At 37.3% G+C, this 18,321-nt stretch carries 17 protein-coding genes; 10 read left to right on the top strand and 7 right to left on the bottom strand.

Annotated elements, in window-relative coordinates:
• The first annotated feature begins 113 nt into the window (after positions 1-113).
• A complete protein-coding gene (locus D172_RS03650) occupies positions 114-1,718 on the top strand; it encodes a sensor histidine kinase (protein ID WP_007378394.1) in 1,605 nt (534 codons plus the stop codon).
• Between the two features lie 475 nt (positions 1,719-2,193).
• Positions 2,194-2,910, top strand: coding sequence for a two-component system response regulator ArcA (gene arcA, locus D172_RS03645; protein ID WP_007378395.1), 717 nt, complete (start codon positions 2,194-2,196; stop codon positions 2,908-2,910).
• A 13-nt stretch (positions 2,911-2,923) separates the two neighbouring features.
• Here the strand turns inward: arcA and arcB are convergent, their stop codons facing one another.
• Positions 2,924-5,242 (bottom strand): aerobic respiration two-component sensor histidine kinase ArcB, encoded by a 2,319-nt coding sequence (gene arcB / locus D172_RS03640; RefSeq protein WP_007378396.1) that lies wholly within the window; start codon positions 5,240-5,242, stop codon positions 2,924-2,926.
• A gap of 232 nt (positions 5,243-5,474) precedes the next feature.
• On the opposite strand from arcB, the gene folE2 reads away from it, so the two are divergent.
• The 4 genes from folE2 (at position 5,475) to D172_RS03620 (ending at position 8,885) form a co-directional block, all read left to right on the top strand.
• A complete protein-coding gene (gene folE2, locus D172_RS03635) occupies positions 5,475-6,395 on the top strand; it encodes a GTP cyclohydrolase FolE2 (RefSeq protein WP_007378397.1) in 921 nt (306 codons plus the stop codon).
• A gap of 115 nt (positions 6,396-6,510) precedes the next feature.
• Complete coding sequence (locus D172_RS03630) at positions 6,511-7,107, top strand: DUF2726 domain-containing protein (protein ID WP_007378398.1); 597 nt, start codon at positions 6,511-6,513, stop codon at positions 7,105-7,107.
• Positions 7,108-7,232: 125 nt separating this feature from the next.
• On the top strand, positions 7,233-7,940 hold the full coding sequence (gene mtnN, locus D172_RS03625) for a 5'-methylthioadenosine/S-adenosylhomocysteine nucleosidase (RefSeq protein ID WP_007378399.1): 708 nt from the start codon (positions 7,233-7,235) through the stop codon (positions 7,938-7,940).
• Entirely contained in the window at positions 7,941-8,885 is a 945-nt protein-coding gene (locus tag D172_RS03620; RefSeq protein ID WP_033023822.1) for a cobalamin biosynthesis protein CobD/CbiB, read from the top strand. It abuts the gene before it with no gap.
• A gap of 63 nt (positions 8,886-8,948) precedes the next feature.
• Here D172_RS03620 and tyrS read toward each other — a convergent pair whose 3' ends face one another.
• Positions 8,949-10,148: a tyrosine--tRNA ligase gene (gene tyrS, locus D172_RS03615; RefSeq protein ID WP_007378401.1), complete on the bottom strand. Its 1,200-nt coding sequence runs from the start codon at positions 10,146-10,148 to the stop codon at positions 8,949-8,951.
• A 323-nt stretch (positions 10,149-10,471) separates the two neighbouring features.
• Here tyrS and D172_RS03610 point away from each other — a divergent pair, with 323 nt between their 5' ends.
• The gene (locus tag D172_RS03610; protein ID WP_007378402.1) at positions 10,472-11,785 is read left to right on the top strand and encodes a peptidoglycan DD-metalloendopeptidase family protein; all 1,314 of its coding nucleotides are present in this window, start codon (positions 10,472-10,474) and stop codon (positions 11,783-11,785) included.
• A gap of 74 nt (positions 11,786-11,859) precedes the next feature.
• Here the strand turns inward: D172_RS03610 and D172_RS21555 are convergent, their stop codons facing one another.
• The 5 genes from D172_RS21555 to D172_RS03590 form a co-directional block, all read right to left on the bottom strand.
• Entirely contained in the window at positions 11,860-12,036 is a 177-nt protein-coding gene (locus tag D172_RS21555) for a hypothetical protein (RefSeq protein WP_007378927.1), read from the bottom strand.
• A 13-nt stretch (positions 12,037-12,049) separates the two neighbouring features.
• Entirely contained in the window at positions 12,050-13,021 is a 972-nt protein-coding gene (locus D172_RS03605) for an aldo/keto reductase (RefSeq protein ID WP_007378926.1), read from the bottom strand.
• Between the two features lie 139 nt (positions 13,022-13,160).
• Entirely contained in the window at positions 13,161-14,291 is a 1,131-nt protein-coding gene (locus D172_RS03600; protein WP_007378925.1) for a sodium ion-translocating decarboxylase subunit beta, read from the bottom strand.
• A gap of 13 nt (positions 14,292-14,304) precedes the next feature.
• A complete protein-coding gene (oadA, locus tag D172_RS03595; RefSeq protein WP_007378924.1) occupies positions 14,305-16,086 on the bottom strand; it encodes a sodium-extruding oxaloacetate decarboxylase subunit alpha in 1,782 nt (593 codons plus the stop codon).
• An 11-nt stretch (positions 16,087-16,097) separates the two neighbouring features.
• Positions 16,098-16,340, bottom strand: a complete 243-nt coding sequence (locus D172_RS03590; RefSeq protein ID WP_007378923.1) for an OadG family protein — start codon at positions 16,338-16,340, stop codon at positions 16,098-16,100.
• 518 nt (positions 16,341-16,858) lie between these two features.
• Here D172_RS03590 and D172_RS21165 point away from each other — a divergent pair.
• From D172_RS21165 to D172_RS03580, 3 genes are all read left to right on the top strand, one after another.
• On the top strand, positions 16,859-17,032 hold the full coding sequence (locus tag D172_RS21165) for a DUF1328 domain-containing protein (RefSeq protein WP_002961939.1): 174 nt from the start codon (positions 16,859-16,861) through the stop codon (positions 17,030-17,032).
• A gap of 58 nt (positions 17,033-17,090) precedes the next feature.
• Positions 17,091-17,282 carry a hypothetical protein gene (locus D172_RS03585; RefSeq protein ID WP_007378921.1) on the top strand — a complete coding sequence of 64 codons (192 nt, stop codon included), beginning with the start codon at positions 17,091-17,093 and terminating at the stop codon, positions 17,280-17,282.
• 432 nt (positions 17,283-17,714) lie between these two features.
• Positions 17,715-18,305: a hypothetical protein gene (locus D172_RS03580; RefSeq protein ID WP_007378919.1), complete on the top strand. Its 591-nt coding sequence runs from the start codon at positions 17,715-17,717 to the stop codon at positions 18,303-18,305.
• Positions 18,306-18,321 lie beyond the last annotated feature (16 nt).

The raw sequence follows: 18,321 nt of genomic DNA, 5'->3' as shown, positions 1-18,321 counted from the left end.
GCGCTAACTTTCGAATAAATATAAGAATTAGCCTCGTTTTTTCCTTCATTTTTCTGCGTCTTTGCTAAACTATAACCTTAACTAATTAAATTAACTCAGGCGACGATCAAACAATGCCTAAAAAAGTACATCAAAGTAGTATTCGCAAAGCGCTAATAAACTTAATTATGCTTATAACAGCTATTTGCTTGTCGTTATCTATTTCTATTTCAACTTATTTAAGTGTTAAAGAACAAAAGCAGTTAATTATTAGCAAACTGGTTATTCTTTCTGAAATTGTTGCTTTTGATGCAGGAAACTCTGTAATAACAAACAATAGAAAAAATGAAGAAAGACGGCTTAAATCGTTTGATAAAATCCCACTTGTTAAAAACATCCATATTTATTCAATAGAAAAAACCTCACAAAAACCAGTTTTTTTTATCAGTTTTAATGCAAAAAAAACACCTCCGGTGCCACTTAGAATAGATAGCATTGACGAATTAGAAACACCACGTATCAACAATGAATATATTGAACTTATACGCCCAATTTTAAATGATGAAAAATTAGTTGGCTACGTTTACATGCGTGGAAGCCTTGAGAGCCTTGATGTATATATAAAACAAAAAATACTAATCGATATATTTTTAACGCTACTAATACTTATTGTGGTGTACTTTATTGCTATAAAAGTACAAAAACGGATTGCAAAGCCAATTGAGCATTTAAACAGACTATTGCAAGACGTATCAAAGAACCATAATTACGACGCACGAGCGCCATCAACCAATGTAAAAGAAATTACCGCGCTTTCTAACAGTTTAAATATCATGCTTGCCCGAACTCAAAAGCAACTTACCCGACACGAAAAAGATAAAGAAGAAATAAAACAATTAAACCAGAATCTAGAAGAAAAAGTAAATCGACGTACTATTGCACTTAGAGAAGCAAATCAAGATCTTTTAACGACACTTGAGCGTATGCACCAGTATCAAACACAAATTGTAGAAAATGAAAAAATGGCCTCACTTGGGCAAATGGTTGCAGGCGTTGCTCATGAGGTTAATACACCGATTGGACTTGGGATCACCGGCTCTACGTTGTTGCGTGATAAACTCGCTGATATAAAACTAAGCTTTGATGATAAAAAACTTACGTCTAACCAATTAAAAAACTTTATAGATGAAGGTATAGAAAATCTTGATTTAATTTATCGTAACTTAAATCGCGCTGCTGATTTAATTTCTAACTTTAAAAAAGTTGCGGTTATCCAAGATGATGGTGACAATACCAATTTAAACATCCATAAGCTTATCAGCGATGTTCTAACATCAATGCAATCAGAGCTTACCGATAAAAACCCTGTCGTTACTATTAATTGTCCTACTGATTTAGCCATACAGAGTAAATCAGAACCGTTACAGCAAATATTTCAACAACTATTACTTAATTCTGTAATTCATGGTTTTTTAGATGCTGAAAACAACGAAATACGCTTTGATATTGAGCTAATCGGGAAACAACTCACTATCGTTTATAGTGACAATGGCCAAGGTGTAGATAACAGTATTAAGCATAGAATTTTTGACCCCTTTGTTACATCTAAAAGAGGGCAAGGTGCAAGCGGTCTTGGAATGCATCTAGTTTATAATTTAGTTACGCAATCACTTGGGGGGCGAATACTCTTTGATCTAGAAGAACAACAGGGTGCACGCTTTATAATTACAATTCCTTAATGGAATATAACTAAAAAGTACATTAATTTAAAATTTAGTCCTTGAATTACTACTTAATGACCACATAAAGAGTGCATGTGGTAAAATACGTAATATTAAATAATTAATACGAAGTCATTTGTGAACTTTATCATCTTTGTGATATCACATACATTGATGAAAGGTTAGATGATGATATAATTTCGCTTTGAATTGGTTTGATTATTTTAAGCACTTTTACATAATTGATGGATGTATCGATTATTAAAAGAAAATGGCTTCGACTTTACTATTCAAATGAGTACATCCGTAGATATATCTATTAAACAGTAGTTTTTGCACGGCCCTTTTTAGTAAACTTTGAATACGCTACTGTTTAAAATTTATCCACATTGTTTTTTCTTGTTAACAATTGGATATAATCCTATAATCTCTAGTAATCGGTTTTATGTGTAATACCGATTTTTTTGTAAATAATCCAAAAGGTTAATTAATAATGCAAACGCCAGTCATTCTAATCGTAGAGGATGAAGACGTAACTCGACTAAACCTCGTTAGTTTATTTGAAGCTGAAGGTTACAAAGTTATTGAAGCCATTGATGGCGATGACATGCATGACAAGCTTACAAATAACGATGACGTTAATCTTGTAGTTATGGATATCAATCTTCCAGGTAAAAACGGTCTTATATTAGCTCGTGAATTACGCCAAAAGCGCAAAGTGGGCCTTATCTTCTTAACGGGTCGAGATAACGATGTTGATCGTATCTTGGGGCTTGAAATTGGTGCTGATGATTATATCACTAAACCGTTTAACCCACGCGAACTGACAATTAGAGCGCGTAACCTAATTACACGTACAGCGCTAGGTGGTGAAGAATCAGCACTAGAAACAAATGGTGTTATTACATTTAATGGTTGGGAACTTGATGAAAACAGCCGTTGCCTAACATCTCCCAATGGTGATGCTAAGCGTTTACCTAAAGGTGAGTACAGAGCACTGCGTTTAATGCTTGATTCTCCTGGCCGCATTTTTAGCCGTGAGCAATTAATTAAACACATGACGGGCCGTGAGCTTCGTGCAAACGACCGTACTGTTGATGTTACAATTCGTCGTATTCGTAAACACTTTGAAAGCGACAACTCAACATCAGAGTTAATCAGCACTATCCATGGTGAGGGTTATCGCTTTATTGGTAAAATTGATAGCTAATTAGAACGAACATTTACTCTAATTGCTGTAAAAATAAATGAAGGGCTTGTTGTCCTTCATTTATTTTATCTGCTAGAACATCTAACCATTCGTTTAAAACTTCATCAGTTTCATCAATAGCGCCATATTCCATTACTTTTGCATGAAGTTGCACATCATTTAAACCAACAGATCCAGCGGCTCCTTTAAGCTTGTGCGCTACCGATTTGTACTCTTCTCTATCACCGCTATTTAATGAAGCAAGTAACTCTTGTTGGTATTGTGGGTTTAACTTTTCAAACAACTGACTACTGCGTTTAAATACAACCACTCCCATTGAGTTAACAAAGTCTTCTATTGTCTCAACATCAAGTAAATGAGCATCAATGCCTTTAAGTGCTTCTGCACTTACTTTTAACTGAGGCGCTTTATTCTCTATTTTTTTAATATCAAATAAGTCAGCAAGCATTTTATCAAGTTTCACTGTATTAATAGGTTTAGCAAGTGCTCCTTGTATTGATATTCCCGCAAGCTCTTCTTCTGCGCTTCGAACGTTAGCAGTAAGTGCAACAATCGGTAATTTATCAAAATAACTATCTGCTCGTATCTGCCTAGCTACTTCGTCACCATTTATATCTGGTAATTGCATATCAAGTAAAATTAAATCTAAATCGTCTTCAGTTTCAACAAAAGATAGAGCATCTTCACCTGTTTCGGCCCATAATACTTCGTGTCCTCGCTGCTCTAATAAGTTAGTCGCAATCTCTGCATTGAGCGGCACATCTTCTACCAGTAAAATATGCAGGCTTCGACCAACATAACCTTGTTCCGTTGGAGCAATACAGAGGCTTAACGGTATTTGAACCGTAAAACAACTGCCCTTCCCTTCGGTACTATCGACAGTGATAATACCATTCATAGCACTCACTAAGGCCTTCGTAACAGCAAGTCCTATTCCTGAACCAATTGCATTAGTCCCTTTTATATCTGGTGCTTTATAATACATATCAAATATTCGTGGGAGTTGCTCTTGCGGTATGCCTTGGCCTGTATCTGAAATTTTCATGACTAACCAAGCGCCTTCAGAGCGATTTTCTCTACGGCAAACAAGCTTAACTTCACCTTGCTGAGTAAACTTAACAGCGTTATTAATTAAGTTCCATACAACCTGGCGCAATCGGGTCGGATCTAACTCTGCATATACGTCAAGCACACCATGACGCTCAATATTAAACTTTAGTTCTTTTTGTTCAGCAATAAGCCCAGCAAAATTCACAACGTCATTAATAAAGTCAGAAACATTAATTGAATTAGTGGCTATATCGAGTTGTTCTCTATCTATTTTATCTAAATCTATAATATCGTTAAAAATATTACCTAATGTTTCAGCACTCGAGAAGACTGTATTACACCAACTGCGTTGCTGTTTATTAAGATCCGTATCAAGTAACATCCGAGTTAACCCAACAATACCATTTAGCGGAGTACGTAACTCATGACTCAATGTTGCAATAAACTTCCCTTTATCTTTATATGCTGTTTCAAGTGCTTGCGCGGCTTCTTTTCGGCTGGTGATGTCACGGCCAAAGCCAAGTAAACCTATGTAATCGCCCTCATCATTAATAAAAGGAAGTTTACGTAGTTCAAACCAACGAGTTTCACCGTTTACTTCGTAACCAACATCGATAGTTAGGGGTTGATGGTTTTGCTCTACTTCTTTATCGGTTCTTAAAACTTCAGATAGAAAATCACTTGGAAATATTTGCTCAACTGTTTTACCAATAAGCTCACTGCTGGACTTTCCCATTACTTCTTCAAATACTTTATTACATCCAGCAAACACACCATTGTTATCGCGGTAATAAAATAAATCAGGTGATGAGTCAACAATAGAGCGTTGCAACATACTTTGTTGTGCTAACTCTTGCTGTGTTTTTTTACGTTCTGCTATTTCTCGGCGTAACTCTTCAATAGCGCGATGCTTAGCATGAAATGCCATTTTACGTTCATCAATTTCAATATTTAATCGGCTGATATTATCTTTAAGCGTCTGATTTAGTAATTTTTCTTGTTTAGTTGCGCTATCTAAATATGCATATGAGGCGTCTAACTGACGGATTGAATTGAGTAGCACACTAATAATTAGCGGAGACACAACAGCAGCAAAAAAAACCACGGCTAAAATATCAACAAAGTGAAATTCACCTATTGCGACATAATAAAACATGCTCGATAGAATAAGAGATGCGGCTAATAATAAAGAATAACAAATAGCGGCAGTTTTAAACTCACCAAATCGTGTTATTAAGCTGGAAAGTACCCGAACCCAAGGGCTCAAAGAATAATCGGTCATACGTAATTTTATCTCTTAGCGGTGTGCTTAAACATAAGTAAGGCAGTAAAAATTGCTAAACATACTATTTTTGCCGATTTTAGCATTTTTCTATTAGCTATTTTCATGTTGTGCGACAAAAACAGAAAAAATTCATGCTCGAAAGTAAACACTATTAAAGTCCTCATTTCAGGAGAAGATTATTTCGTGTAAAATACGACGCCTTATCATTGCAATTAACGAGTAACATACCATGCAAACTAATATGCCCGATATAGCTGACACCGCCCCCGCTTTACAAACAGGTAAATTAGACTGGGTTGGTATGGGTGAAATTGAGCTGCCATTCATTTTCGAATCCCGTGATTTAGCGCCTGTTACTGTTAATGCTAAAGCCCGTGCATTTGTTAACCTTCACAAAGAAGAGGCTAAAGGCATTCATATGTCGCGCCTATTTTTAGCCCTTGATATGTTGTCTACTGAGCAGCAAGTTAACCCTCAAACTATAGCGCAAGCACTCGATACATTTATTACTAGTCACGAAGGCCTGAGCGATAAAGCACAAATTGAATTTAAATTTGAACTACCATTACGCCGTAAATCACTACTAAGTGGTAAAACAGGTTGGAAAAGCTATCCAATTACGCTCACTAGTACACTTGAAAATAACAATATTCATTATGAGCTAACAGTCGACGTTACTTATTCTTCAACCTGTCCCTGTTCAGCGGCGCTTGCTCGTCAGCTGATACAAAATGCATTTAGTGAGAAGTTTAATCAAGAAACACTGAGCCAGAAAGACGTACATGAGTGGCTTGGTACAACGCAAGGAATTGTTGCCACCCCTCATTCACAACGCTCTATTGCTAATGTAAAAGTAAAACTTAATAGCAAAACTGATGAATTTGACGTCGTAAATTTAATAAACATACTTGAGGAGGAACTAAAAACACCTGTTCAAGCCGCAGTTAAGCGTGAAGATGAACAGGAGTTTGCTCGTTTGAATGGTCAAAACTTAATGTTTTGCGAAGATGCTGCACGTAAAATAAAAGCATTACTTGAACATAATAATTACGCAGATTATTGGCTACAAATAAACCATTATGAATCACTCCATGCCCATGATGCAGTTGCTATTGCAGTTAAAGGGCTCACTAACGGTTATCAAGCTTAACCATAAACTGAATAAAGCATAAAAACGCGATAACAATAAAACCTTAATACACATTATTTAGGCACACTAATTGCTTTAGTTATGCAGTGTCAATTTGTTGTTATGAGGTTACCGTATGGAATTCGCTTTATTATCTATTTTAGTATTAGTTGTGGGTGCGTCTGTTGTTGTATCAAAATTTAGTGACGATGGTGGGAATCCGTATCCATTTACTCGCAAGCAGAGCGTATTTACACAAGTAGAGAGTGCCTTTTTAAGTTTATTAGAACGTGCTGTTGGCGATCAATACAAAATTGTAAGCCGCGTAAAATTAGTCGATGTAATTGATTGTAAAGAAGGCTTATCACCTAAATCTAAACGTGCAGCAATTGCTAAAGCAAAAAATAAACAACTTGATTTTGTATTAATCGATAAAGATAAAATGACTATTGTAGCCGCAGTTGATTTAGTTAATAACGCAAATAAAGATGGCCACAAAGCACAGCGTGATTGGTTTGTTAATGGTGCACTTGAAGCAGCAGGTATTCCTCATATTCGAATGAAAGTAAAGTCGGGATACCGCCCTTCTGAAGTACGCGATGCTATTATGTATAAAATTGGTAAACCTGGCGCCTCTCAAGCAAAACGCCCAATTCGTAATCGTGTTCATAAACCGGCAGTACTATCACCTTCTCAAGCAAAGGCACAAACAACAGCTTTAGCTGAAATTTAGTAATACTCTGAGCTAAACACGTTTCTAAAAGTATTTTAAGCGAGCCGTTAAAACTGCTCGCTTTTTTGTTTTTTATGGCTAACTTCACGTATAATCAAGTCATTCAAACTCAGGAATTAAACATTATGAATGTTGGTATTATTGGCGCAATGGAGCCAGAAGTTAAAATTTTACGCGAAGCTATGCAAAATCCACAAATTTTAACTAAAGCAGGTTTCACTTTTTATACTGGCGAACTAGCTGGCAACGCAGTAACACTTGTTCAATCTGGTATTGGTAAAGTGGCATCAACTATTGCAACCACCTTACTTATCGATAACTTTAAACCTGACTGTGTAATTAACACAGGCTCAGCCGGTGGATTCGATCCATCGCTAAGTGTTGGCGACGTAGTCATTTCGTCAGAAGTACGTCACCATGATGTAGACGTCACTGCTTTTGGTTATGAGATTGGCCAAGTACCACAAATGCCAGCAGGCTTTGCAGCTCACCCTAAATTGGTTGAAGCAGCAGAGCAAACAATCGCAAAAATTAGTGATGTTAAAACATTAGTGGGCTTAATTTGTACTGGCGACACATTTATGTGTGACCCTGTACGCATTGATAAAGCACGCAGCGATTTTCCTACAATGCTTGCCGTTGAAATGGAAGGTGCTTCAATTGCACAAACATGTTTTACGCTTAATACACCATTTGTGGTTATTCGTTCGATGTCTGATATTGCAGGAAAAGAATCACCGCAGTCATTTGAAGAATACCTAGAAACAGCATCAATCAATTCATCTAAAATGGTCGTCGCACTTTTAGAAAAGCTAACGGCAGTATCTCTGTAAATGCTTAGCAATATTGTTCAGAACCATTTGGACTTTATTGCCTTTATTATAGCGCTCTTTGCTGAGCGCTTTATTCCTCTTGTTAGTTGGTATCACCCCAATACAGTGTTAAATGCTGTTTTTAGTGCTATTGGTAAGCGTATATATAAAAGCAAAGAACCTAAAAGTTACCAATATTTAGCTGCAACACTCGCAAGCACGCTTATTTTAAGTGCCATTCTCATTATTGTGGTGCTATTGCTTGAATTCGCTTTTTACCCTGAATTACTCGCAGGCCTTATTTTATATTTATGCCTCGAAAGTAAAAGTATTGATAAAAAAGCGCTGCGTATTGCAAAACTAACTAAACAAAATCAAAAATCGACAGCACGCGAATTACTAAAACCACTGCTTGCCCGTGAAGTAAGCAGACTTTCATCTGCTGGTATTATCAAAGCATTAATAGAGAGTTTAATACTGCGCACTGCTCGATACTATTTCGTAGTTATATTTATATTTTTAGCTTTTGGCCCCATTGCCGCCCTTGCTTATCGACTACTTACCTTAATACTGCAAGCATGGCGTGGAGATATCTCTCCTAACAGCCCGTTTTTAAAGCCACTTAAAGTAAGTTTGTTTATCATTGAGTTTATTCCTATGCGCTTACTCGCTTTAACTATTGCAGCGAGTAGAGCAAGCAAACAAAGCATGCATTATATAAAGCATTATGGCCGGCACTTTTATCAAACAAATACGGGCTGGCTACTCAGTACATGTTCTGCATCTATTGGGGTACAACTAGGCGGACCAGCTGTTTATTTTGGAACTCGCTTTAATAAAATGCGTATTGGTACTGATAGATTACCCACACCCAATGATGTACCCGTAATAATTAATAGACTGAATCAGGCACGTGTATTTTGGTTGTTAGTGATAGTCAGCATAGAAATATTAAAAGTGATTTAAAGGGCTCAAAATACGAGCCAAAAAAAACCAGCCGAGGCTGGTTTTTACGTTTTTAAACTGTGTTTAAGCTACAGTGATGTTTGCAAACTTACGTTTACCTACTTGGTAAATAGCCGTTGTGCCTTTTGCTATTTCAAGTTTGGTATCGGTGATTTTATCTTCACCGTTAAGTTTAACTGCACCTTGCTTAATCATACGCATTGCTTCTGATGTACTTACGACTAAGTTTGCTTCTTTAAGCAAGTTAGCAATTAAAATAGCATCTTCGGCAATTGTTACTGTCAGCTCAGGGATTTCATCTGGCAGCGCTTTTTTCTGAAAGCGTTGAATAAAATCATTATGAGCAGCTTGTGCATCTTCTTCACTATGAAAACGCGCTATTAACTCTTTTGCGAGCTCAATTTTAATATCGCGCGGGTTAGTACCTTGCTCAACACGTTCTTTTTGAGCTGCAATTTCCTCAATAGAAAGCGCGCTCAATAAATCGTAATAACGCCACATTAGCACATCACTAATTGACATTATTTTACCAAACATATCGTTTGGCGCATCAGTAATACCAATATAATTACCAAGCGACTTAGACATTTTTTGAACGCCGTCAGTGCCTTCAAGTAATGGCATCATTAATACTGTTTGCGGCTTTTGCCCCTCTACTTTTTGTAGCTCACGGCCCATTAACAAGTTAAAGCGCTGATCAGTACCACCCAGTTCAACGTCAGACTCTAGTGCAACCGAATCCCAACCTTGTACTAGTGGATATAAAAATTCATGAATCGCAATTGGCTGACCGCTACCGTAACGTTTTTTAAAATCATCACGCTCAAGCATACGCGCAACGGTTTGATTAGCAGCAAGTTTTATCATACCTGCAGCGCCTAACTTTTCCATCCAAGTAGAGTTAAACGCAACTGTTGTTTTTGCTGGATCAAGTATTTTAAATACTTGCTCTTTATACGTTTCAGCATTAGCCAGTACATCTTCACGAGTAAGTGGTTTACGCGTTACATTTTTGCCTGTTGGGTCACCAATCATGCCTGTAAAATCACCAATTAAGAAAATAACCTCATGACCAAGATCTTGAAAGGTTTTCATTTTATTAATTAGTACAGTGTGCCCTAAATGCAAATCAGGTGCTGTTGGATCAAAACCCGCTTTTATTTTTAGCTTTTTACCCGTCTTTAGTTTTTCAACTAATTCGTCTTCAATTAATATTTCTTCTGCACCGCGTTTTATCTCTGCAAGAGCGGTTTGTAAATCCACTGTGTATTACTCCAAAATTCTGCCAACGAAAGAGGCGACTAGCTAGTTGCGTTATCTCGATTTAATACAGGTTTAAACCAAGATTATATATGTAACTAACATAACAAATTTTACCTAATTAAAATAACTTTTTAAGTGATTAATGCAACTAAACATAATACGTATAGTCTGAGTTAACGAAGCAGTTAAAAAAGGTCTTCAAACCTCGATTCTAGCGCAATTCAGCGTTAGTTTAAATCTACAAAACACTAGTATTCGCACATTATTAGGTATATCCTGCAATATTATGTATTTATTATCTTGACAGCAGAAAAAGGCACGTTATGGTTCACGTGGTTAACACCCTCCCCAAAAAACACAAATTGCTTATTCTAGGTTTGGTTTCTGCTATTGCCGGCTTGCTCTTTCTTCCTTCTGAAAAAGCAACTGCATCTAAAGATAATAGTGTAAATGCACTAGAGATTGGTAAGCGCTATGAGTTACAAGTTAAAGTTGATAACAACGAAAAATTAACTGAGTTAAATTCAGAGCAAGCAGCAGAAAAGTTACCAGAATACGACTTTGTCGATCATAAAGTTAAAAATGGCGACAATTTAGCAATTATCTTTAAGCGTGCTGGTTTTTCGGCTCAAACGCTTCATAAACTAATTAACACTAATGCAGAGACTCGAAAACTGACTAAAATTCACCCAGGTGAAATACTTAGTTTTGCGACAGCTGAAGATGGCTCCTTAGCTCAACTGCGCTATGTAATTTCAAAAACAGATACTTTATTTGTTACCTTAAATGAAGAAGGTAACTACGATACAGCTATTGATAGCAAAGAAATTGAAACGCTAACCAAAACCGCTGGCGGCGAAATATCTAACAACTTTTGGACTTCAGCAATTGCAGCAGGTTTAAGCGAACGCCAAATAATGAACTTTGCTGACATATTTGGTTGGGATGTTGATTTTGCAAACGACATTCGCAAAGGTGATGTATTTGGCTTAATTTACGAGTCTCACTATGTTGATGGCGAGTTTATTGGTACCGGTAAGATTATTGCAGCTGAATTTGTAAACCAAGGTCAGCGCTTTGCAGCTATTCGCCATACTGACGGCAATTTTTATACGCCTGAAGGGCGTAGCATGAAAAAAGCATTTTTACGTGCACCTGTAAGCTTTAAGTATATTAGTTCGAGCTTTAATCCTCGCCGCTTACACCCTGTTACTGGGCAAGTTAGAGCGCACCGTGGTATCGACTTTGCAGCACGCACCGGTACACCAGTTGTTGCATCTGGTAACGGTAAAGTAATTAAAGCGGGTTACAGCAAGTACAACGGTAACTACGTATTTATTAGCCATGGCACGCAATATGTAACTAAGTACTTACACCTAAATAAGAAGCTAGTTAAAACGGGCCAAAAAGTTAAACAGGGCCAAAAAATTGGTACTGTAGGTTCTACAGGTCGTGTTACTGGTGCACATTTACACTATGAATTTTTAGTAAATGGCGTTCACCGTAACCCTAAAACTGTAAAACTTCCTAAGTCAGAGCCATTACCTCGCTCAGAACTTGCCAAGTTTAAACCTATTGCTGATAACTTTATTGCCCAGCTTGAGCGCAATCGCGAGCTACAGTTAGCACTTAAATAAAGTTTATTAATAAACATTAAAAAAGCCTTTGCAGGTTTAACCTGCAAAGGCTTTTTTGTATACGCTATAAACCATTAGTACATTAGTACATATATGAGCTGAATAACTAAAGACACCATCACTAATGGCCAAATATATTTACTGTATTTGGTTGCGCCGTTGAGCCCTATTTTAGTTTGATACTTTTCAAGTAACGGAATAAGCACAGCAAGTGCTACAAACAAACCAATTAAAATAACGAAGATATTCATATCAGTGCCCTACTTATGGTAACTCATGCCCTTTAGCGCTCACATAAAGTGCATACCAATGATCACGAGTTAGCTCTACATTTACAGCATCACAAGAGGCTTTAATTCGCTTAGCGTTAGTCGTCCCAATAATTGGTTGGATCGATGCGGGATGGCGAAGCAACCATGCAAGTACAATTGCCTCAGCAGAAGTACCATAAAGTGCTGCCAGCTTATTAACTAAAATACTGGTGTTTATATCGGCCTGCGATGCATTTGATAAATCACTACCAGTGTACAAACCTTGGCATAAACTGCCCCAGCTTTGAATTTGGATTTCAAAATGGCGACAATACTCAATACTGCCTGGTGTAAAATTGAGATCTTTACCGTCACTGTTACCGGCATATATGCCTTCATCAACAAACTGATGTTTTTGCAGGCTCGCTTCTATTTGATTGGCAACAATTGGCATGTCGAGCGCATGTTGTAAAAAGTTCATTTGGTGCTGCTGCATATTAGATACTGCAAAATTGCGTACTTTGCCACTTTCTTTTAAACAACTAAATACACGTGCAATTTCATCAACTTCCATGAGTGGATCAGGGCGGTGCAACATAAGTACATCTAAGTACTCTGTGTTTAATCGCTTTAAGGACGCTTCGACTGATTGCTCAATCCATTTAGCTGAAAAATCATAACGCTTCGGCCCTAAGTCATCTTCAAATCGAATCCCACACTTAGATTGAATATATATATGTTCTCTAAGCTCTGCTCGCTCACTTAGCGCTTTACCAAATACTTGCTCGGCCTTACCAAAGGTATAAATATCAGCATGGTCAAAAAAGTTAATACCACTTTCAATGGCGTTATCTATACATTCATGAGCTTGCTTAACATGTGCATCAGTGATTGCGTCTTTATTCCAACCGCCGCCCAGACCCATACATCCAAATACAAGCTTACTAACATTAGGTAAATATTTTGCTAAAGGTGTGTGGAGCATTATGACTATCCTTAAAATTGCGAAGAACATCCACTTTAAACAAAAATACAGAAACAAGAAACTATTAACGACGAGAAATAAAAGCAAAAAAAAGCGCAGTAAACTGCGCTAAATCATTTATTAACTACCACGTTAATTATTAGCCAACAAGCGCTAATAAAATACCCGCAGCAACGGCACTACCAAGTACACCTGCTACGTTTGGTCCCATTGCATGCATAAGTAAAAAGTTATGTGGGTTACTTTCAAGGCCCACTTTATTAACTACTCGTGCCGCCATTGGCACAGCCGATACACCTGCCGCCCCAATTAATGGATTTATAGGCGTTTTAGATATTCGATTAAGTCCTTTTGCCATAAATACGCCAGATGCCGTACCAATTGCAAAAGCCAGTGCGCCAAGCACTAAAATACCAATCGTCTCAACAGTTAAAAACTTATCTGCAGCAAGCTTTGAACCTACAGCTAAGCCTAAAAATATAGTTGTAACATTGATGATTTCGTTTTGAGCACTGTTACTTAATCTATCAACAACACCCGACTCCCGCATTAAGTTACCTAAACAAAACATACCTACAAGCGGTATAGCAGCCGGTAAAAACATTGCCGTTAAACTAAGTACCATAAGGGGGAAAATAATCTTTTCCTTTTTAGATACCTTACGTAATTCAGGCATCTTAATTTGGCGCTCTTCTGGTGTGGTTAACGCACGCATAATTGGCGGCTGAATAATTGGCACAAGTGCCATGTATGAATATGCAGCTACCGCTATTGCGCCTAGTAAATCAGGTGCCAGTTTTGATGCTAAAAATATTGCCGTTGGCCCATCGGCACCACCTATAATGGCAATAGCTGAGGCATCTTGTAAGGTAAACTCAAAACCTGGTACATAGTTAAGTAATATAGCGCCAAACAATGTAGCAAAAATACCAAACTGTGCAGCCGCACCTAATAACAACATACGTGGGTTTGCAATAAGCGCGCTAAAGTCAGTCAGCGCCCCCACTCCCATAAATATCAACAGTGGAAAAATCCCCGTATCAATACCCACATAATAAACGTAGTACAAAAGCCCACCTGGGTCTGACAAACCTGCCACTGGTACATTTGTTAAAATTGCACCAAAACCAATAGGTAGTAATAATAATGGTTCAAAGCCTTTAGCTATCGCTAAAAACAGTAATAAACACCCTACCGCAATCATTATTAACGATGGGATTGTAAAGTTAGCAATGCCTGTCGCATTCCAGAGGTTTAAAATACCGTCCATCCTCTATTTACTCCTAAGCTAATGCAATCATAGCGTCGCCGGTAGTTACAGCATCGCCTTCACTAACTAACACTTCAGCAATTGTTCCGGTATGCGTAGCGCGTATTTCAGTTTCCATTTTCATGGCTTCCATAATAATCACTACATCACCTTCGTTAACAACTTGCCCAGCTTTTACCTTAATCTTAAAAATATTACCGGCTAGAGGCGCGTTAAGTGTTTCACCTGATGCAACCGAAGCAGATTGAGGAATGTGCTCAGAGTCTTTTAATGTTACTTCCTTAAGTTCACCACCTTTCGCCACTACTACGTCATAAACTTTACCATCTACTTTTACGCTGTACTGCTCAGCCTTCACTTTGTTATTATTTGAAGCTGATTTAGAAGGTGCTTTACCGCTTTTACCTTCAACAGAAGGGACTGGCTCAAATGCATCTGGGTTGTTGCGGTTTTTAATAAACTTCAAACCAACTTGTGGGAATAATGCATAAGTTAGTACGTCATCAATTTGGTCATCAGCCAATGTTAAGCCTTGCTCTTGCGCTTCTTTTAATAACTCAGCTTCAAGCGTTGCAAGTTCTGGTGCAATATTATCTGCAGGGCGACAAGTAATAACTTCTGCTCCATCAAGCACACGCTCTTGTAGCTCTTTATTCATTGGTGCTGGTGTTAAGCCATATTCACCTTTTAATACGCCAGCAGTTTCTTTAGTAATTGTTTTATAACGCTCACCTGTTAGCACATTAAGTACCGCTTGAGTGCCAACAATTTGCGACGTTGGTGTTACTAAAGGTAAAAAACCAAGATCTTCACGTACACGTGGGATCTCAAGTAAAACCTCATTAAGCTTATCGGCTGCGCCTTGCTCTTTAAGTTGGTTTTCCATGTTTGTAAGCATGCCACCAGGTACTTGAGCTAATAAAATACGCCCATCAACCCCTTTTAAGCTACCTTCAAATGCCGCATATTTTTTACGCACATCTCTAAAGTAAGCAGCAATTTCTTCTAGGTGGTTTAAATCAAGTTCAGTATCACGCTCAGTCCCTTCAACTATCGATACAATAGTTTCAGTTGCAGAATGTCCATAAGTCATACTCATTGATGAAATAGCGGTATCGAGCATATCAATGCCTGCATCAATCGCTTTTTGGTAAGTAGCAGTACTTAAACCTGTTGTAGCGTGGCACTGCATAGCAATAGGAACAGATACGGTTTCTTTAAGTGCTTTAATTAGTTTTTCAGCATCGTAAGGCTTTAATAAGCCCGCCATATCTTTAATACAAATTGAATGACAGCCTAAATCTTCTAATTGCTTAGCAAGAGTCAGCCACATATCAAGTGTATGAACTGGGCTAACTGTGTACGAAATAGTACCTTGAGCGTGCGCGCCTACTTTTATAGCCGCTTTAATCGCTGTTTCTAGGTTACGTACATCATTCATTGCATCGAATATACGAAATACGTCAACGCCATTTTTATGTGCGCGTTCTACAAATTTTTCAACTACGTCATCAGCGTAATGGCGGTAGCCTAATAGGTTTTGACCGCGTAATAGCATTTGCTGTTTAGTATTAGGCATCGCTTTTTTAAGCGCACGAATACGCTCCCACGGATCTTCGCCTAAATAACGAATACACGAATCAAATGTAGCACCACCCCACGATTCAATAGACCAATAACCTGCATCATCTAACTTGCTAGCAATCGGTAGCATATCGTCTAAACGCATACGTGTTGCGAGCAATGATTGGTGCGCATCGCGTAATACCAATTCTGTTAATTTTAATTTAGCCATGTGTGTGCCCCTTATTTATTATTTGATTTGTACTGAGCAATGGCAGCACTAATAGCAGCGATGTGCTCATTAGGCACACCTTGAGATTTAAAAGACGGTGATTTAGCTGGTGATGCTTCTGGTTCGCTATAGTGCGTCACCAAATTAGACATAAGCGTTACGGCACCAATTAATATCGACAGAAATACAAACACCCCAACCATACCAGTAAGCATTAAGCTACCAGCCGTTGTGAGTAGAGCACCTATATCCATTTTTCTCCCCCTTGAAACCCATATCGAAAATAAAAAATCGATTTAATTAAATATTTATTCACTGGATAATAACAAAACTAATTATTTTGTCTACTCCTTGTAAATTGGTAAAACCAATTAAACTATAATCAACATAAAACTCAACTAATTTACATACCAGAACCTTGCAATCACGCAGCCTACAATAGTTACAGGAAATAATGACTATAGCTAATAGTTATATATAAGTTGTTAATTAACTATCCGGTTAAATAAAAAAAACATGAAAAATCATATGAAACACAAAAACAAAGGAACAATTGTTAATTGGTCTTACCAAATAAATGTATTTAGTGAATATTTACAAGCAATGTGTAACGGTGTGAATAACTTACATAGCAAAGCGTAAAAGTTACTAATCAACTAATTGCCCAAAACACACAAAAAAACATAAACACATGATATTAAACAACAATACACTTTGGCATGTAACTGGCATTAGTTGTTGTGAGCAAAATTTATAAACCAAGGAGAAAACAATGTTACGCTGGACAATCACATTTTTAGTTATTGCTTTAATCGCTGCAGTGTTAGGTTTTGGTGGCATCGCAGGTGCCGCAGCTGGTATAGCAAAAATTATATTTTTTATCTTTTTAGTACTTTTAGTGATTTCATTAGTTTCAGGTGCACTACGTGGTAAATCGCCCAGGTAGATAATCCATCGGACTAACAAACACTTATACTTAATTAACACTTACAAGGAATTACATTATGAATTCAACAACTGTAAAAGCAGCACTAATCGGTCTATTCGCAAGTTTTTTCATTATGGGTTGTGAAGACAATCATGCAGAAGACGCAGGTGAACGTATTGACGAAGCAGTAACTGACGTGCAAAACAAAGTAGAAGATGCATGTGAAAATGTTAAAGAAGGCGTAAACGCTGAAGAAACTAATTGTTAATTCTTCTTTTACTAAAAAAGCGGCTCTCAAGAGCCGTTTTTTTGCCTGTTTATAAGTATCGAACAACTTCCCCCATTTTAGCTAATGAGTCAAACCGCACTGATACCAATCCGTAATAATACTTAATCAATTTGAAGGATTAAATCAGACACCAACTTCGTTAAAAATCTCTGATATAGAACAACTAAATAACGAAATTTTTACCTTGTTACCAACACGGTTTTCTTACCTCAAAATAATTGATTGATCAACTACTAACGCACCGCCGCATCGTAAAATCCATAGATATAACTATGAAACATGGATTGGCGCAATGTTAGGTGAGAGTATGGCTACAGATAAGACAGTGTTCTTAAATAAGCTTAGAAATACAAAAATGCTTATTAGAACAGGCATGTTACCAGCTAGAATATTTGAAAAAAAGGATGAGTTATGGAAAGGGATCTAGTAATTTTCAAAATACATAAGCCATCAAAAACATACGACATAATCGACCTCACGACTGTTTCTATGGCAAAGCAAATTGCTAAAGAAAAAGAAAGCAGTTTTAACGAGGCAGTGAAAATAGCTATGGATGATTTCCCAAGAGGGAAAGCTAAAATATTAGACGTTGTAGAAAATGGGTTTAACTGTAAAGTTGAGAAAGAAGCTGAGCAACAAGACTATGATATAAACTTATTTTCGAGTTACTTGGTGTTAAATAAAAAAGCTTACACGGCCATAGGTAATCATTTACAAGGCTGCGGGGAATTTGTTCCATTGAATTGTGAGAAAGAATTATTTTTATTCAATCCACTAATTTTTGAAGAAGAAGATAAAGATTTGACGGAAAAAGCTTATCTAGATGGATTTGAAGATGGTCTAAAATCTCTGGCCTTTAAGTCCGATCTAAATCTAATTTTTAAGTCGAGCATGCAAGGTGGTAAATCAATTTACTGTAATGCCGCATTTAAAACTCTTGTGAAAGAAAATAATTTAACTGGGATTACTTTTAATAGTGACTTACTTAGCATTTTTGCATAGCAGCCTCTAAACTGTA

The sequence above is a fragment of the Pseudoalteromonas sp. Bsw20308 genome, from assembly GCF_000310105.2.
Classification (GTDB): Bacteria; Pseudomonadota; Gammaproteobacteria; order Enterobacterales; family Alteromonadaceae; genus Pseudoalteromonas; species Pseudoalteromonas fuliginea.
Note: the sequence above shows the minus strand (reverse complement) of the source record. Positions and strands in the feature narration are given on the sequence as shown.

What these genes read in the sequence shown, in the direction of transcription:
- D172_RS03650 (WP_007378394.1), top strand. Translation starts at nt 114, where the DNA reads ATGCCTAAAAAAGTACATCAAAGTAGTATTCGCAAAGCGCTAATAAAC.
- arcA (WP_007378395.1), top strand. Translation starts at nt 2,194, where the DNA reads ATGCAAACGCCAGTCATTCTAATCGTAGAGGATGAAGACGTAACTCGA.
- arcB (WP_007378396.1), bottom strand. Translation starts at nt 5,242, where the DNA reads ATGACCGATTATTCTTTGAGCCCTTGGGTTCGGGTACTTTCCAGCTTA.
- folE2 (WP_007378397.1), top strand. Translation starts at nt 5,475, where the DNA reads ATGCAAACTAATATGCCCGATATAGCTGACACCGCCCCCGCTTTACAA.
- D172_RS03630 (WP_007378398.1), top strand. Translation starts at nt 6,511, where the DNA reads ATGGAATTCGCTTTATTATCTATTTTAGTATTAGTTGTGGGTGCGTCT.
- mtnN (WP_007378399.1), top strand. Translation starts at nt 7,233, where the DNA reads ATGAATGTTGGTATTATTGGCGCAATGGAGCCAGAAGTTAAAATTTTA.
- D172_RS03620 (WP_033023822.1), top strand. Translation starts at nt 7,941, where the DNA reads ATGCTTAGCAATATTGTTCAGAACCATTTGGACTTTATTGCCTTTATT.
- D172_RS03610 (WP_007378402.1), top strand. Translation starts at nt 10,472, where the DNA reads ATGGTTCACGTGGTTAACACCCTCCCCAAAAAACACAAATTGCTTATT.
- D172_RS21555 (WP_007378927.1), bottom strand. Translation starts at nt 12,036, where the DNA reads ATGAATATCTTCGTTATTTTAATTGGTTTGTTTGTAGCACTTGCTGTG.
- D172_RS03605 (WP_007378926.1), bottom strand. Translation starts at nt 13,021, where the DNA reads ATGCTCCACACACCTTTAGCAAAATATTTACCTAATGTTAGTAAGCTT.
- D172_RS03600 (WP_007378925.1), bottom strand. Translation starts at nt 14,291, where the DNA reads ATGGACGGTATTTTAAACCTCTGGAATGCGACAGGCATTGCTAACTTT.
- oadA (WP_007378924.1), bottom strand. Translation starts at nt 16,086, where the DNA reads ATGGCTAAATTAAAATTAACAGAATTGGTATTACGCGATGCGCACCAA.
- D172_RS03590 (WP_007378923.1), bottom strand. Translation starts at nt 16,340, where the DNA reads ATGGATATAGGTGCTCTACTCACAACGGCTGGTAGCTTAATGCTTACT.
- D172_RS21165 (WP_002961939.1), top strand. Translation starts at nt 16,859, where the DNA reads ATGTTACGCTGGACAATCACATTTTTAGTTATTGCTTTAATCGCTGCA.
- D172_RS03585 (WP_007378921.1), top strand. Translation starts at nt 17,091, where the DNA reads ATGAATTCAACAACTGTAAAAGCAGCACTAATCGGTCTATTCGCAAGT.
- D172_RS03580 (WP_007378919.1), top strand. Translation starts at nt 17,715, where the DNA reads ATGGAAAGGGATCTAGTAATTTTCAAAATACATAAGCCATCAAAAACA.